The sequence below is a fragment of the Cupriavidus sp. HPC(L) genome (assembly GCF_000307735.3).
Taxonomy (GTDB): Bacteria; Pseudomonadota; Gammaproteobacteria; order Burkholderiales; family Burkholderiaceae; genus Cupriavidus.
On record NZ_AMPR02000005.1, the window covers coordinates 1 to 15,387 of the forward strand.

Here is a 15,387-nt window from a genome sequence, read left to right on the forward strand (position 1 = left end):
CGTGGTGGTCGAGGGCGTGCAGAACCTGCGCCCGGGCAGTGCGGTGCGCGAGGCCAGCGCACCGGCTGCGGCGCCCGCCCCCGGGAAGCACTGACGCCATGACGCTGTCCGAACTCTGCATCCGCCGTCCCGTGATGACGGTGCTGCTGGCGATCGCGATCGTCGTCACGGGCATCGTGCTGTACCCGACCATCCCGATCGCCGCGCTGCCCAGCTTCAACTCGCCGGTGATCCAGGTCACCGCGCGGCTGCCCGGGGCGAGTCCCGAGACGATGGCCGCGTCGGTCGCCACGCCGCTGGAAAAGCAGTTCGCCACGATCCCCGGCGTGTCGGTGATCAGCTCGGCCAACACGCTGGGCAATTCCAGCATCACGATCGAGTTCAACAACGACCGCGACATCGATGCCGCGGCGGTCGACGTGCAATCGGCGCTGTTCCGCGCCCAGCGCTCGCTGCCGACCGAGATGAACGAGCCGCCGTCGTACCGCAAGGTCAACCCGGCGGACGCGGCGGTGATCCTGCTGGCGATCAATTCGCCGGCGATGAGCCTGGCCGAGCTGAACGCCTTCGGCGACAACCTGATCGCGCCGACGCTGTCGACGCTGCCCGGCGTCGCGCAGGTGCTGGTCTACGGCCAGAAGCGCTTCGCGGTGCGGGTACGCGCGCGTCCCGATGCGCTCGCTGCGCGAGGCATGACGCTCGACGAGCTGGCCGGCGCGATCTCGCGCGCCAACGCCAACACGCCGGTCGGCACGCTGGACGGCGCGCGCCAGATGCTGACGATCCAGGCCAACCGCCAGCTGGCCGACGCCGACGCCTTCCGCAACATCATCGTCGCCAGCCAGCCCAATGGCGCGCTGGTGCGGCTCTCCGACGTGGCCGAGGTCGAGGACAGCGTCGAGACGCTGAAGACCGGCAGCTGGCTGAACAACGAACGCTCGATCGTGCTGGCGGTGCAACGCCAGCCGGATGCCAACACGGTGGCCGTGGTCGACGCGATCCGCGCCGCGCTGCCGCGGCTGGTGCAGCAGATGCCGGCCTCGGTCAACGTCAATGTGGTCAACGACCGTTCGCGTTCGGTGCGCGAGTCGATCCACGACGTGCAGTTCACGCTGGCGCTGACCGCGGCGCTGGTGGTGATGGTGATCTTCCTGTTCCTGCGCCGCGCCGCCGCCACGCTGATCCCGACGGTGTCGCTGCCGATCTCGCTGATCGGCACCGTCGCGCTGATGAAGGCGTTCGGCTACAGCCTCGACAACGTGTCGCTGCTGGCGATCACGCTGGCGGTCGGCCTGGTGGTGGACGATGCCATCGTGATGCTGGAGAACATCGTCCGCCATATCGAGGAAGGCATGGCGCCGTTGAAGGCGGCGCTGGTCGGCTCGCGCGAGATGGGCTTCACCATCGTGTCGATCTCGGTGTCGCTGGTGGCGGTGTTCATCCCGATCTTCTTCATGCCGGGTGTGATCGGCCTGCTGTTCCACGAGTTCGCCGCGGTGGTGTCGCTGTCGATCCTGGTATCGGCGCTGGTGTCGCTGACGCTGATCCCGATGCTGTGCGCGCGCTTCCTGTCGGCCGAGAACGTGCCGGTCGACGAATCGCAGCATGCCTATGGCGATGCGCCGGCGCACGCTGCGCGTCCGCAGAAGCAGAGCTTCGGCCTGCGCGCGACGCAGTGGTTCGAGAACCTGTTCGAATTCACGCTGCACCGCTATGCGCGCGGGCTCGACTGGTGCCTGGCCCATCGCAAGACCGTGCTGGCCGCGGCCGGCATGACGTTCGTGCTGACCGCGGTGCTGTTCGTGCTGATTCCCAAGGGCTTCTTCCCCGAAGAGGACATCGGCCAGATCCAGGTCAACGCCGACGGCCCGCAGGACATCTCCTTCGATGCGATGTCGACGCTGATGCGCGACGCGGCCGAGCGGATGCGCGCCAATCCCGCGGTCAAGAGCATCGTGGTGGCGATCGGCGGCGGTCCCTCGCCCGCGATCAACACCGGCCGCATGTTCATCGAGCTGAAGCCCGGCGGCGAGCGGCCGAAGATGCCGCAGGTGGTCGAGTCGCTGCGCCGCGACGTCGCCGGCATTCCGGGCCTGAACGTCTATTTCCGGCCGGTGCAGAACCTGCAGCTGGGCGGCCGCGTCAGCAAGGCGCGCTACCAATACACGCTGCAGAGCGTGCAGTCGGGCAATCTGCAGACCGCGGCCGACAAGCTGATGGCCCGCATGCGCGCCGATCCGCTGTTCCGCGACGTCACCAGCGATTCGCAGCAGGCCGGCCTCGAGGCGCAGCTGGCGATCGACCGCGACAAGGCGAACTCGCTGGGCGTGCAGATGCAGGACGTGCGCACCGCGCTCTATACCGCGTTCGGCGAGCGCCAGGTGTCGACGATCTATACGTCGATCGACAGCTATTACGTGATCCTGCAGGCCGCGGATGTCGACCGCATCGACGAGACCGCGTTCTCGAAGATCTATGTGCGCAGCACCAGCGGCACGCTGGTGCCGCTGTCGGCGTTCGCGACCACCGAGCGCCGCGTCGGTCCGATCGCGGTCAATCACCAGGGCCAGCTGCCGTCGGTCACGGTGTCGTTCAACCTGGCCCCCGGCGCGGCGCTCGGCGACGCGTCGGCGCGCATCGACCGCTTCAAGCAGGAAACCGCGATGCCGCAGGAGATCTTCACCAGCTGGGGCGGCGATGCGGCGGTGTTCCAGTCCTCGCAGTCGACCCAGGTGATCCTGCTGATCGCGGCGATCGCGGTGATCTACGTGCTGCTCGGCGTGCTGTACGAAAGCTATATCCACCCGCTGACGATCCTGGCGGGCCTGCCGTCCGCGGCGGTCGGCGCGCTGCTGACGCTGTTCCTGTTCCGCGTCGAGCTGTCGCTGATCGCGATCATCGGCGTGCTGATGCTGATCGGCATCGTCAAGAAGAACGCGATCATGATGATCGACTTCGCGCTGGCGGCGCAGCGCGAGCAGGGCATGCCGCCGGCGCGGGCGATCCGCCAGGCCTGCCTGCTGCGCTTCCGTCCGATCATGATGACCACGCTGGCGGCGATCATGGGCGCGCTGCCGATCGCGCTCGGCCTGGGCGCCGGCGCCGAGCTGCGCCAGCCGCTGGGCCTGGCCGTGGTCGGCGGGCTGCTGTTCTCGCAGGTCATCACGCTGTTCATCACGCCGGTGATCTACCTGGCGCTGGATCGCTTCTCCGGCAGCGGCCCGCTGGAGATCGACGCGGATGGCAACCGCGTGGCCGCGACGGTGGGAGCGGATGCGGGCCGCTGACCGTGGAACGCATCGCGGCGCGAAGGTTGCGGCAACCGCCGCGCTCTCCGCGGCGCTGGCGCTGCTTGCCGGCTGCGCGGCGCCTGCCCATCCGGATGGCGACGCGCATCGGCTGGCCGCCTACCGCTATGTGCTGCTCGGCGAGGTCCACGACAACGCCGAAGGGCATCGGCGCCGGCTCGCGTCATTGACCGAGGCGATCGATGCGGGTTGGCGGCCGGCGATCGCGATGGAGCAATTCGATCGCGAGCGGCAGGCGGATCTCGACCGCGCGCGTCGGGAGCGCCCCGGCGATGTCGATCATCTGATCGCGCAGGCCGGCGCGGCCGGATGGGAGTGGCCGCTGTACCGGCCGGTCATCGCGCTGGCGTTGCGGCACGACCTGCCGCTGATTGCGGCCAATCTGTCGCGCGACGATGCGCGCGGCGTGATGCGCGGCGGTGCGGTGTTCAGCGCGGCCGAGCGTGAACGGCTGGGCCTGGAGCGGCCGCTGCCGCCCGATCTCGCGGCTGCGCAGACGGCCGTGCTCGACGACAGCCATTGCGGCCATTTCCCCCGCGCGATGTTGCCCGGCATGCTGAACGCCCAGGCGGCACGCGATGCGGTGATGGCGGCCGCGCTAAGGGAGCACGCCGCGCGCGGTGTGGTGCTGCTGGCCGGCAACGGGCATGTGCGAAGGGACATCGGCGTGCCGCGCTGGCTCGGTGGGAAGCCCGCCGACGTGCTGGCCATCGCGTATCTGGAAGCGGCGGCGCCGGACGAGGCCGGCGCCTACGACCGCGTCGTGCTGGTGCCGCCGGTGCGGCGCCTCGATCCATGCGGCGCGATGCGCCAGACGCCGCGCTAGGCGCGCGTGCCGCCGCCCCGCTCTCCGCCCCGCTCTCCGCCCCGTTCTGCGCCCTGATCGTGACGGCCGCGCGCGCCGCCGCCCATCAGGTATGGCCATGGCCCCTGTCCCGCCAGCGTATCGCCTGGATTCCGCAGCGGACAGGCTTTCAGCGACAGGCAGCCGCAGCCGATGCAGCCGTCGAGCTGGTCGCGCAGCTGGGTCAGCGTGCGGATGCGCTCGTCCAGGTCTTCGCGCCATGCCGCCGACAGCCGCCGCCAGTCGGCCACCGTCGGCGCGCGTCCTTCGGGCAGCCGCGCCATCGCCTCGGCGATCGATGCCAGCGGCAGGCCCATGCGCTGCGCCACGCGAATCACCGCGAGCTGGCGCAGCACCGCGCGCGCATAGCGGCGCTGGTTGCCGGCGCTGCGCGTACTGCGGATCAAGCCCTTGGACTCGTAGAAATGCAGCGCGGACACGGCCAGTCCGGTGCGGGCGGCAACTTCGCCGACCGACAGCATGTCGGCGGGCTTCGGGCCGCCTCGGCGCGGCGGCCGTTCGGTCGATTCGTCGTGGGAGGGCTGGCTTGGCATGGCGGCATTCCGAGGCTGTTCGCGCGAAAGTCCCAATGCTAGCAGGGTCACGGTTGACCTTAACCCAACTTGAGGTTTGATACTGGCGCCACTCCGTTTCCCTCTTCGAGATTCCCGCCATGATCGAATCGCGCCGTCCCACCTGCAGCCTGCACTTCGTCAATCCGCACGGCCTCTACGACCCCAGTCCGAATGCCTACTCGCATGTCGCGGTCGCAACCGCGCCGGGCCGCATCGTGTTTGCCAGCGGCCAGGGCGGCGAGGACCAGCACGGCACGCTGGCACCGGATTTCCCCGGACAGGTGCGGCGTGCGCTGGAGAACCTGGAGATCGCGCTGCATGCCGGCGGCGCGGACCTGCGCGACGTGGCCAAGCTGACCGTGCTGATCGTCGACCATTCGCTCGAACGGCTGCAGGAGTTCGGCGCCGAATTGCGGCGCATGTGGGGCACGCGCCCGCCGCCCGCCTGCACGCTGATTCCGGTAGCGCGGCTGGCGCTCGACGGCATGCTGTTCGAGATCGAGGCGACCGCGGTCGTGTCGCGCTAGGCGCGGCCGCGCCGCAGTTCAGCGGAACAGTTCAGCCGAACAGTTCAGCCGGACCGCTCAGGCGGACCGCTTAGCCGAACAGTTCCTCGGCGACGGTCGGGTGCAGCGGCATCGTGGTTTGCAGATGCGACAGCCGCACGCCCAGGCGCAGCGCTACCGCGATCGACTGCGCGATCTCTGGCGCGGCGTTGTCCAGCAGATGCACGCCGAGCACGCGGCCGCTGCGCGCGTTGTAAACCACCTTGATCATCGACGGCATCGGGTTGCCGGCGAAGCGGTTCTCCAGCGAGACGAAGCGCTTGATGCGTGTGCCGATGCGCTCGGGCTTGCCAGCCGCTTCGATCGCCGCCGCCTCGGTCAGCCCGACGCTGCCGATTGCGGGCTCGCAGAACACCGCGGTCGGAATCACGTCGAAGTCGGCGCGCTCGCCGCGCCGGCCAAACAGGCGGTCCGCCAGCCAGCGGCCCTGGGCGATGGCGACCGGCGTCAGCTGCGGTCCCTCGGTGACGTCGCCGATCGCATGGATGCCGCGCACGCTGGTGCGGAACTGCCGGTCCACGCGCAGGCCGCGCTGGCCGCGCGCCACGCCCAGTGCCTCGAGGCCGAGGCCTTCGACATTGGGTTCGCGTCCGATCGCTGCCAGCGCCGCCTGGGCGCGCACGCTGTGGATCCGTTCCTTGCCGCTGCTCTTCCCACCGCCCTTCCCGCTGCCGTTCCCGCTGCCGTTCCCGCTGCCGTTCCCGCTCGCTTCGGCCTGCCTGTAGCAGACCTCGATCGCACCGTTGGCCTGGTCGAGCAGCGTCACCTCCGTATTCAGATGCAGCCGCACACCCTTGGCGGTCAGCGCCTCGGCCAACGCCAGCGCAATGTCTTCGTCGAAGTTTTCCAGCAGCCGCGACTCGCGCACCAGCATGTCGACCTTGACGCCGTAGCGCGACAGGATCGATGCCATCTCGACCGCGATGTAGCCGCCGCCGATCACCACCAGCGAGGCCGGCACGCCGTCCCACTGGAACACGTCGTCCGAGCTGCTGGCCAGCTCGCCGCCGGGCACCGGCAGCGGCGTCGGCCGTGAACCGGTGGCGATCAGGATGCGGCGTGCCTGCAGCGTTTCGCCGCCGACGCGCACCTCGCCCGGCGCGCTGATGGTCGCCTCGCCGCGCAGCAGCTGCACGCCGGCTTCCTGCAGCCGCTGCGTATAGCTGGCATGCAGCCGCGCCATCTCGGCCTTGACGCGCACGATGGCGTCGTTCCAGTCCTCGCGTCCGCCGGTATGCGACAGGCAGCCCGACAGGATCGCGGCCCAGGTCGCGCCGTAGCTCAGCATCTTCTTGGGGACGCAGCCGCGGTTGACGCAGGTGCCGCCGATCTGCTCGCGCTCGACCAGCACCACGCGGGCGCCGTGCGACGCGGCCCGCATCGCCGCGGCGACACCTGCCGAGCCGCCGCCGATCACGACGAAGTCGGCCTGGCGCGCGCGCCCGGCGCCGGCGCCCTTGCCGCGCGGCACGCGCTCCATCCGGGGTTCGGCCGATACCTTGCTTGCGCGCTTGCGTTCGTTGTCGTTGCCAGCCTGCCGCTTCGTCATCTATGCCTCCTGCCGCGGCGCGCCGGCCGCGAGAATTGCAAGAACCCGAAGGGAGCAGCCGCTGCGCCGCTCCCGCGCTACGACGCCGGCGCCCGGTCGGCTGGCGCCTCGGCCGTCCATTCGCGCAGGAAGGTTTCGCCATCGCGCCGGCCCAGGTCGTAGGCCAGCGTCATGCCTTCCGGGCGCGTGTAGTCCCAACTGGAGATCGGTACCCGCCGCGACGGCTGCAGATACAGGCGCCGCTGGCCGTTCCACTCGACCACGAAACGGCGCGGGCGCGGATACAGCCGGGTCATCAGCACCAGCACGTCGCCCGGCGTCGGGTCGAGCGCGTCGACCGGTACGTTGTCGACCAGCCCGCCGTCGAGCACCGCGCGGCCATCGCGCCGCAGCACGGGCGTGAACGGCGGCGTGCAGGAGGACTGCAGCAAAAGGTCTGCCAGCTGCTCGGGCGTCGCGCAGTCCTGGGCCCGCACGAATTCGGGATGAAAGCCCAGCGTGCGGCCCAGCCGCGGATGCAGCGTCTTGAGCAGATGCTTGTCGATGTTGTAGGCCAGCAGCCCCGCCATTACCGCCAGCCGCGGTCCGCACCAGCGCGGGATATGGGCCACGCCGACGCGGATCTCCGGCGCGGCCTGCAGCCGCGCCAGGCGGCCGTCCCCGAGGATCGACAGCAGGGCCGCCCGGTAGATGCCGTAGTGCGGAAACACGCGCTGGTTGCCCAGCAGATTGCGCCAGTAGGCGTTGCGCTTGTTGCCGGCCAGCACGCCGCGGTAGTAGTCCATCACCTGCCGCGACTCGTGCGTGTAAATCATGCAGGCGGTGGCAGCGCCGGCCGAGATGCCGGCGATCACGCGCGGGCGCAGCCCGAGTTCGGGGGCGACGGTGTCCCACCAGCCCGCCTGCCACCAGCAGCGATTGCCGCCGCCGGCGAATACCACCTGCTCGAACGGTCCGCCGTACTGCGGTGTGCGCGGCGCCGTGCGCGACGGCGCGGTGCGCGCGTCGGCCGCCATCTCCGGGCGGGTGGCAGACATCGTCACAGCAGCGCGTAGGTGGTGGTGGCCTGCACCGCCAGCTTGCCGTCGGGGCCGCGCAGCGCGATCTCGCCGAACACGACGGTCTTGCCCAGCCGCAGCACGGTCGCCTGCACCAGCATGTCGCCCTCGATCACGGGGCGCATGAAGTTGGTGGTCAGGCTGACGGTGGTCATCGGGCGGAAGCCGCCCAGCGCGCTGGAGATCGCGACGATCATCGCGGTATCGGCCGCGGACATCAGCACCTGGCCGCAGACGACGCCGCCCGCGTGGCGAAGGGAGGGATCGAAGGGCAGGCGCAGCGTGACGCTGTCCGCGTCGACGCGCTCGGCGCGCAGGTTCAGCTGGCGGACCCAGGGCGCCAGCACGCGCTCCAGGATGGCGTCGATGTCGGCGATGGCAAGCGTCGTCTCTGGCATGGCGGCCCGTCGGTGGTCCTCGGTTGTCCTGGCCGCCCGGCTACTCGGTCTCCTCCGGGGCGGCGCGATGTTTCAGCCAATGATACAGGGGGCCGGTACACAGCACCACGAAGGCCATCCGGATCACGTGGAAGGCCGTGACCAGCGGCACGCCGAGCTCGAGCACCTTGGCGGTGATGCACATCTCGGCGATGCCGCCCGGCGTGGTGCCCAGGATCACGGTGGCCGGATGCGCGCCCGACAGCGCCGCCAGCGCCCAGCCGAACAGCGCCGATATCACCAGCGCCACCAGCGTGTACAGCGCCACGCCGGCGAGGAAGCGCGGCGCGGTATGCAGGAACTCGCGCGAGAAACGCACGCCCAGCGAGACGCCGATCAGCAGCTGGCCGGCATGGCTCATCGAGGTCGGGATCGCGGACAGCTCGATGCCGGAGGCGGTCAGCACGGCGGCGGCGATCAGCGTGCCGATGACGAAGGGGTTGGGCAGGTTCAGCCGTTGCATCAGCAGCGCGGCGGCCACCGTGATCGCGATCAGCGCGGCCAGCCCGAGCCCGTCGACGGTGCGCGGCCCCGGGATATAGGTATCTAGGCCATGAATACCGCCATATTGAAAAAGCGCCGGCACGATTACTACCACCAATAACACGCGCAGCGAATGCGCGGCCGCGACCTGGTCGATCCGTGCGCCGTTGCGCTCGGCCAGGTTGGCCATCTCGGAGGCGCCGCCGATCGCTGTGGAAAAGAAGGCGGTCTTGAACGCGACCCCGGTGGTCCGGCGCAGCAGCAGCGCGCCGGCGGTGCCGAGCACCAGCGCGAACAGCGAGCCGGCGATCACGTAAGGCGAGAACTCGATCAGCTTGGCGACCACGTCGGGCGTGAAGTAGAGCCCCAGCGAGGTGCCGATCGCCCATTGGCCGGCGTTGCGGGCCTGCGATGGCGCGCGCAGGTCGGCGCCCATCATGCGGGCCGCGGCCATGGCCAGCAGCGGGCCGATCATCCAGGGCAGCGGCGTGCGCACCCATTCGCACAGCAGGGCGGCGCCCAGTCCAAGCAGCAGCGTCAACAGCGTTGGACGCCAACGGGAGAGTACGGATCGCATGAGAGGGCGGGCTCGCGCCGGGCACGGCGCTGCCTCGTTCTTTTCGTTTCGATGAACCAGGTCGCCCCCGCGGAGGCGGGGGCCCAGCGGCTTGAAGGAGAGTCACTGGGTCCCCGCTTTCGCGGGGACGACGGCAAGTACGGCGCGTCAGCGCGCTATTGTGCCCGCATTCAGTTCGCCGCGTCGGCCACGCCCCGCATCGACGAGCGCCGCGACAGCCAGCGCAGCAGGCGCGGAACCACGACGACGGCCACGGTCAGCGCCAGGATCGACGCCGAGATCGGATGGCGCAGGAACATGGTCCAGTCGCCCTGGCTGATCGACAGCGCGTTGCGCAGCTGCTTCTCCGCCATCGGCCCGAGGATCATGCCGACGATCACCGGCGCGGTCGGGAAGTCGAAGCGGCGCATCGCCATGCCGAGCAGGCCGATCAGGAACAGCAGCAGCAGGTCGAAGGCCGACTGGCGGATGCCGTAGGCGCCCAGCCCCGCGAAGATCAGGATGCCGCCGTAGAGCAGCGGCGTCGGGATGCGCAGCATGCGGACCCACAGCCCGATCGCGGGCAGGTTCAGCACCAGCAGCATCACGTTGCCGATATAGAGCGAGGCGAGCAGGCCCCACACCAGATCGCCCGAGGTCTGGAACAGCATCGGCCCGGGCTGCAGGTTGTAGTTCTGGAACGCCGCCAGCATGATCGCCGTGGTGTTCGAGGTCGGGATGCCCAGCGTCAGCAGCGGCGCCAGCGTGGCGGTCACCGCGGCGTTGTTGGCCGCTTCCGGTCCGGCCACGCCCTCGATCGCGCCCTTGCCGAATTCCTCGGGATGCTTGGTGAGCTTCTTCTCGCTGGCATACGACAGGAAGGTCGGAATCTCGGCGCCGCCCGCCGGGATCAGGCCGAACGGAAAGCCGATGAAGGTGCCGCGCAGCCACGCGGGGATCGAGCGCTTCCAGTCCGAGCGCGACATCATCACGCGGCCGACCTTGTTGAAGGTGCCCTCGCGCTGCGGGAAGAAGGCGTTGAACAGCGCCTCGCCCACCGCGAACAGGCCGACCGCGACCACGACGATGTCGATGCCGTCGTACAGCTCCTGGATGCCGAGCGTGTAGCGGGTCTGGCCCGACAGCGAATCCATGCCGACCAGGCCGATGCCCAGGCCCAGGAACAGGCTGGTCATGCCGCGCAGCAGCGAGGAACCCAGCACGGCCGACACCGTGGTGAAGGCCAGCAGCATGATCATGAAGTACTCGCCGGGGCCGAACTGCAGCGCGACGTCGGCCGCGACCGGCGCGAACAGCGACAGCAGCACGGTGGCGATGGTGCCGGCGACGAACGAGCCGATCGCGGCGGTGGCCAGCGCGGGGCCGGCCAGGCCGCGCTTGGCCATCAGGTTGCCCTCCATCGCGGTGATCATCGTCGACGATTCGCCCGGTGTGTTCATCAGGATCGAGGTGGTCGAGCCACCGTACATCGCGCCGTAGTAGATGCCGGCGAACATGATCAGCGCCGCGGTGGGCTCGACCTTGGCGGTCAGCGGCAGCAGCATCGCCACCGTCAGCGCCGGGCCGATGCCGGGCAGCACGCCGATCGCGGTGCCCAGGAAGCAGCCGACCAGCGCCCACATCAGATTCAGCGGCGTGATGGCGACGGCAAAGCCGTTGATCAGTTGATTGAGCGTATCCATGTTGTTTGTCTCCTCGCCTTGACCTGCGGATTACAGGCCAGCGATCGGCAGCAGCGGCAGGTTGATGCCGAGCAGGAAATCGAACAGCAACCACATCGGCACCGTGATCGCCAGCCCGATCAGCGCGTCGCGGACCAGACGGCGGCTGCCGTAGCCGCGCGCGACGCAGACCATCAGCAGCGTGGACGCCAGCACGAAGCCCAGCGTGCCGATCAGCGCCATGTTCAGCAGCAGGCCGGCGGCGACCCACAGCAGGCCGCGCGGGCTGTGCGGCTGCGAGGGCAGCTCGGCGTCCTCCTCGGGCATCGCGCGAAAGCCGCCGCGCACGCCCTGCCAGGTCAGCAGCGCGCCGCAGATGGCGAGGCCGACGCCGACCAGCGTCGGGACGAAACGCGGCGACAGGCCGGCATAGCCGGATTCGCCGGAGATGTCGCCGATGCCGGCAAGGAAGCAGGCCGACAGCAACAGCACGACGATGCCGATGGCGGTGTGGGAAGGTTTCACGATGGGCTCCGGATCGAGGCCGAATGCGGGCATCGCATCGGCGGGGGCGGAAACTGAACGGGCCGCGGTCCGGGAGGCCGCGGCGCCGGTGCCGCCGTCAGGTCGCGATCGACCCTGACGGCAAGGGGCCTGGAGCGTCTCCAGGCCGGGGTTCGGCGGACTTACTTGGCCACGCCGAGTTCGCGCAGCATCGCGCCCAGCCGGGCCGATTCGGCGTCGACGAACTTGCCGAACTCGTCGCCGGTCAGCAGGAACGGCGTCCAGTCGTTCTTGGCCAGCGCCTGCTTCCACGATGGCGACTCGGTCGCCTTGACCACCGCGTCGGTCAGCGCCTTGCGCTGCTCGGGCGTGATGCCCGGCGCGCCATAGACGCCGCGCCAGTTGTAGATCTCGACGTTGATGCCCTGCTCCTTCAGCGTCGGGATATCGGCGACGCGATCCTTCGAGGTCACCGCCAGCGCGCGCATCTTGCCGCTCTTGATGAAGGGCAGGAACTCGGACACGCCGGCGACGCCGGCCGTCACGTGGCCGCCCAGCACCGAGGCCGAGGCCTCGCCGCCGCCCTGGAACGGCACGTAGTTGATGCGCTTCGGATCGACGCCGATGTCCTTGGCGATCAGCCCGGCCAGGATATGGTCGATCGAACCCTTGGAGCCGCCGCCCCAGCTGACGCTGCCCGGGTTGGCCTTGAGCTGCGCGGTCAGGTCCTTGATCGACTTGATCGGCGAGCTGGCCGGCACCGTGATCACCATCGTGTCGGTGAACAGCCGCGCGATCGGCGTGGCGTTCTTCAGCGTGACCGGGGGCTTGTTGGTCTCGATCGCGCCGACCATCACCGCGCCGGTGACCAGCAGCGCGTTGGGATTGCCCTTGTCGGTGTTGACGAACTGGGTCAGGCCGATGGTGCCGCCAGCGCCGCCGCGGTTGTCGTAGGAGGCGGACTTGGCCACGCCCGCCGACACCATCGCGGCGCCCAGCGTGCGGCCGGCCTGGTCCCAGCCGCCGCCGGGGTTGGCGCCGATCATGAACTTGGCGGTGTCGACGGCGAACGCCGGACCGGCCGCCACGGCGGCGCCGATCAAGGCAAATTGGAACAGGCGGGGAAGTCGAACGAGGTTGCGGCGCATGGCGTCTCCTGCTTGCGATATCGTGGTTTTATGGTTCCAGTGGCCGCTCGGACGGCCATGGCGGCGATTCTAGGAGCCGGAAACTGTCAATAAGCTGTCAAAACTTCAGCTTGTTGACTGGGGTTTACGCTGATCGGGTGGACTTGGGAGGAGATGCCGGCGGTGGTCGGCTGCAATCGGCGGCGATCGAAAGGGGCGGCCCGCGGTATGGCCGGTTCACGCGCCGGCGGCCAGCGGCAGCCGCAACTCGGCCCGCAGCCCCTGCCCCTGGCGGGCCTCGTGCAGCGTCACGCTGCCGCCGAAGCGCGCCGCCATTTCGCGCGAGATCGCCAGTCCCAGGCCCGAGCCGGGCTCGTCGTGACCGACACGGCGATAGAACCGCGCGAATACCTGCTCGCGCTCCTCGGCCGGGATGCCGGGCCCGTCGTCCTCGACCGCCAGGCAGGCGCTGCCCTGCTCGCGCGCGGCCGACAGCGTGATACGGCTGCCGCGCGGCGAGTACTGGATCGCGTTGTGGACCAGGTTGGCCAGCGCCTCGCGCAGCAGCGCGGCGTCGGCGCGCACCGGCAACGGCCGCCCGCCGCCGTCCTCCCAGCCGAAGTCCTGCTGCTTGGCGCGTGCCAGCGGCAGGTAGTCGAGCGCGACCTGGCCGGCCACCGCGGCGGCGTCGATCACCGTATCGGGCACCGCCGCTTCGCCGCCCGCCTCCGCGGTCTGCGCCTCGTGCTGGCGTACCCGCGCCAGCGCCAGCAGCTGGTTGGCCAGGCGCGAGGCCTGCTCCAGCTGCGAAACGATGCCATCGACCGCCTCGCGCGCGGGAGCCGGGTCGCCGCTGCCGTCGAGCTGGCGGCGCGCGAACTCCGCCTGGGTCTTCAGGATCGCCAGCGGCGTGCGCAGCTGGTGCGCGGCGTCGGCGATGAACTGCGCCTGGGCCTGCGCCATCGCGGCCGAGCGCGACACGTGCCGGTTGACCGCATCGACCAGCGGCCGAACCTCGGCCGGCACCGGGCCGACCGCGAGCGGCGTCAGGTCGTCGGGCGGGCGCGCCTCGACGTCGTCGCGCACGCGCTTGAGCGGGCGCAGCACGAAGGTCACGCCGCCGACCAGGATCAGCGCGCTGGCCACGATCAGCAGCGCGTCGCGCGCCAGCGTGTTGCGCCACACGGCGCCGACCAGCGCCGCGCGCGGCTCGGCCGATTCGGCGACCTGGATGATCACGCGCATGTGGGCGTCCGGCCGGTAGACCGGGCGCGCCATCGCGGCGATGCGCACCGGCGCGTCCCGATAGACCGCGTCGTAATAGCGCGGCACGTTGTTGGCCAGCGTGCCGCGCGGCAGCGGCAGGTCGTCGTAGCCGGTCACGGTCTCGACATCGCCCTCGCGTTCGAGCGCGATGCGATAGAACACGCGCGTCTGCGCGGCGGTCTCGAACATCTCCATGGCGGCGTCGGGGAGCGTCAGCTGCACGGTCTCGCCGGCCATGCCGATCGCGTTGTCGATCGCGCGCACCGAGCCGTATAACGAGCGGTCGTAGGCGGTATTGGCGGCGTCGCGCAGCGTGCCGTAGGTCAGCCAGCTGTCGAGCGCCATCATCGCCGCCAGCGCGGGCAGCAGCAGCACCAGCAGCTGGCGGCGCAGGCTGCCGCGCAGCCAGCGCCGCAGTGGCCCGCCCGCGGGACGACCGGGCGGGCTCAAGCGGTGGCCTCCGCCTCGAGCAGATAGCCGAAGCCGCGCAGCGTGACGATGGTCACGCCGTGCCCGGACAGCTTCTTGCGCAGCCGGTAGATCAGCACCTCGATGGCGTCGGGATTGACGTCGGCGTCCAGCGAAAACACCTTGTCGAGCAGTTGCGCCTTGGTCAGCGGCTGGCCGCTGCGCGCCAGCAGCGCGCCCAGCAGCGTCGATTCGCGCGGGGTCAGCGCCAGCGGCGCGCCGCCGAGCGTGAAGCTGCGCGTCTCGCCATCGAACACCAGCGCGCCGCATTGCAGCCGTGGATGGGCGCGGCCGCGGCTGCGGCGGATCAGCGCCAGGATGCGCGCTTCCAGTTCGGCCAGCGCGAAGGGCTTGGGCAGGTAGTCGTCGGCACCGAGGTTCAGGCCGCGCACGCGCTCGTCCAGCGTGTCCTGCGCGGTCAGGATCAGCACCGGCGTGCGGTCGTCGCGCCCGCGCATCGCCTTGAGCACCGACAGGCCGTCCTTGCCGGGCAGGCGCAGGTCCAGCACCACGGCGTCGTATTCCTCGGCCTGCAGCCGCGTGTCGGCCAGCAGGCCGTCGGCCACGTGTTCGACCACGAAGCCGCCCTGCTCCAGCGCACGCGCCACCCAGTGCGCGAGTTCGGTTTCATCTTCGACCAGCAGAATGCGCATGCCGGCCTCCTGCCGGAGTTGGTACGCGGAATAAGGAACGCGGACAAGGAAATCGCAGCGGATCGGGATCAAGGCCAGCGCGTTCGGACGCGATGTCGCCGTGCGGGCGTGCCATGAGGGTGTGCCATGTGGGCGTGCCATGTGGGCGTGCCATGCGATCGTGACTGCGGCCCGATCCGGGCGCCTATAATACCGCTCCACCGTCGCGCCGGTTCGCCGCTTCCGCGGGCGTTGACGCGAACCTTCCCGCCTTCCTCCGCGCCCTGCCGCTTGCCTGTCCTGCCGCCTGCCATGCCTGCCGAACCGACCGC

General features: G+C 70.1%; 13 protein-coding genes. 3 read left to right on the forward strand and 10 right to left on the reverse strand.

What is annotated here, in order from left to right; genetic code table 11:
* Window positions 1-98 precede the first annotated feature (98 nt).
* Window positions 99-3,287 (forward strand): efflux RND transporter permease subunit, encoded by a 3,189-nt coding sequence (locus B551_RS01090; protein ID WP_023263317.1) that lies wholly within the window; start codon window positions 99-101, stop codon window positions 3,285-3,287.
* Entirely contained in the window at window positions 3,274-4,134 is an 861-nt protein-coding gene (locus B551_RS01095; protein WP_006579527.1) for a ChaN family lipoprotein, read from the forward strand. Before B551_RS01090 ends, B551_RS01095 begins: the two co-directional genes overlap by 14 nt.
* Here B551_RS01095 and soxR read toward each other — a convergent pair.
* A complete protein-coding gene (soxR, locus tag B551_RS01100; RefSeq protein ID WP_006579526.1) occupies window positions 4,131-4,706 on the reverse strand; it encodes a redox-sensitive transcriptional activator SoxR in 576 nt (191 codons plus the stop codon). The two genes, B551_RS01095 and soxR, sit on opposite strands and share 4 nt — an antisense overlap.
* A 119-nt stretch (window positions 4,707-4,825) precedes the next feature.
* Between soxR and B551_RS01105 the strand changes: the two genes are divergently transcribed.
* A complete protein-coding gene (locus B551_RS01105) occupies window positions 4,826-5,254 on the forward strand; it encodes a RidA family protein (protein WP_006579525.1) in 429 nt (142 codons plus the stop codon).
* 70 nt (window positions 5,255-5,324) lie between these two features.
* Here the strand turns inward: B551_RS01105 and B551_RS01110 are convergent, their stop codons facing one another.
* The 9 genes from B551_RS01110 to B551_RS01150 form a co-directional block, all read right to left on the reverse strand.
* Window positions 5,325-6,842 (reverse strand): NAD(P)/FAD-dependent oxidoreductase, encoded by a 1,518-nt coding sequence (locus B551_RS01110; RefSeq protein ID WP_006579524.1) that lies wholly within the window; start codon window positions 6,840-6,842, stop codon window positions 5,325-5,327.
* Between the two features lie 77 nt (window positions 6,843-6,919).
* On the reverse strand, window positions 6,920-7,879 hold the full coding sequence (locus B551_RS01115) for a patatin-like phospholipase family protein (RefSeq protein ID WP_253281311.1): 960 nt from the start codon (window positions 7,877-7,879) through the stop codon (window positions 6,920-6,922).
* Between the two features lie 2 nt (window positions 7,880-7,881).
* Window positions 7,882-8,298, reverse strand: coding sequence for a PaaI family thioesterase (locus B551_RS01120; RefSeq protein WP_006579522.1), 417 nt, complete (start codon window positions 8,296-8,298; stop codon window positions 7,882-7,884).
* Window positions 8,299-8,338: 40 nt separating this feature from the next.
* Entirely contained in the window at window positions 8,339-9,397 is a 1,059-nt protein-coding gene (locus B551_RS01125) for an AbrB family transcriptional regulator (protein WP_023263318.1), read from the reverse strand.
* Window positions 9,398-9,567: 170 nt separating this feature from the next.
* The gene (locus B551_RS01130; RefSeq protein ID WP_006579520.1) at window positions 9,568-11,079 is read right to left on the reverse strand and encodes a tripartite tricarboxylate transporter permease; all 1,512 of its coding nucleotides are present in this window, start codon (window positions 11,077-11,079) and stop codon (window positions 9,568-9,570) included.
* Window positions 11,080-11,109: 30 nt separating this feature from the next.
* Window positions 11,110-11,583 carry a tripartite tricarboxylate transporter TctB family protein gene (locus B551_RS01135; protein WP_043436646.1) on the reverse strand — a complete coding sequence of 158 codons (474 nt, stop codon included), beginning with the start codon at window positions 11,581-11,583 and terminating at the stop codon, window positions 11,110-11,112.
* A gap of 161 nt (window positions 11,584-11,744) precedes the next feature.
* Window positions 11,745-12,710: a tripartite tricarboxylate transporter substrate binding protein gene (locus tag B551_RS01140; RefSeq protein ID WP_006579518.1), complete on the reverse strand. Its 966-nt coding sequence runs from the start codon at window positions 12,708-12,710 to the stop codon at window positions 11,745-11,747.
* Between the two features lie 216 nt (window positions 12,711-12,926).
* A complete protein-coding gene (locus tag B551_RS01145; protein ID WP_006579517.1) occupies window positions 12,927-14,405 on the reverse strand; it encodes a sensor histidine kinase in 1,479 nt (492 codons plus the stop codon).
* Window positions 14,402-15,076 (reverse strand): response regulator, encoded by a 675-nt coding sequence (locus tag B551_RS01150; RefSeq protein ID WP_006579516.1) that lies wholly within the window; start codon window positions 15,074-15,076, stop codon window positions 14,402-14,404. Before B551_RS01150 ends, B551_RS01145 begins: the two co-directional genes overlap by 4 nt.
* Window positions 15,077-15,387 lie beyond the last annotated feature (311 nt).

Bases quoted from the DNA above. Each gene is read 5' to 3' on its own strand.
- B551_RS01105 (WP_006579525.1), top strand. From the start codon at position 4,826: ATGATCGAATCGCGCCGTCCCACCTGCAGCCTGCACTTCGTCAATCCG.
- B551_RS01140 (WP_006579518.1), bottom strand. From the start codon at position 12,710: ATGCGCCGCAACCTCGTTCGACTTCCCCGCCTGTTCCAATTTGCCTTG.
- B551_RS01110 (WP_006579524.1), bottom strand. From the start codon at position 6,842: ATGACGAAGCGGCAGGCTGGCAACGACAACGAACGCAAGCGCGCAAGC.
- soxR (WP_006579526.1), bottom strand. From the start codon at position 4,706: ATGCCAAGCCAGCCCTCCCACGACGAATCGACCGAACGGCCGCCGCGC.
- B551_RS01150 (WP_006579516.1), bottom strand. From the start codon at position 15,076: ATGCGCATTCTGCTGGTCGAAGATGAAACCGAACTCGCGCACTGGGTG.
- B551_RS01115 (WP_253281311.1), bottom strand. From the start codon at position 7,879: ATGTCTGCCACCCGCCCGGAGATGGCGGCCGACGCGCGCACCGCGCCG.
- B551_RS01095 (WP_006579527.1), top strand. From the start codon at position 3,274: ATGCGGGCCGCTGACCGTGGAACGCATCGCGGCGCGAAGGTTGCGGCA.
- B551_RS01120 (WP_006579522.1), bottom strand. From the start codon at position 8,298: ATGCCAGAGACGACGCTTGCCATCGCCGACATCGACGCCATCCTGGAG.
- B551_RS01125 (WP_023263318.1), bottom strand. From the start codon at position 9,397: ATGCGATCCGTACTCTCCCGTTGGCGTCCAACGCTGTTGACGCTGCTG.
- B551_RS01090 (WP_023263317.1), top strand. From the start codon at position 99: ATGACGCTGTCCGAACTCTGCATCCGCCGTCCCGTGATGACGGTGCTG.
- B551_RS01130 (WP_006579520.1), bottom strand. From the start codon at position 11,079: ATGGATACGCTCAATCAACTGATCAACGGCTTTGCCGTCGCCATCACG.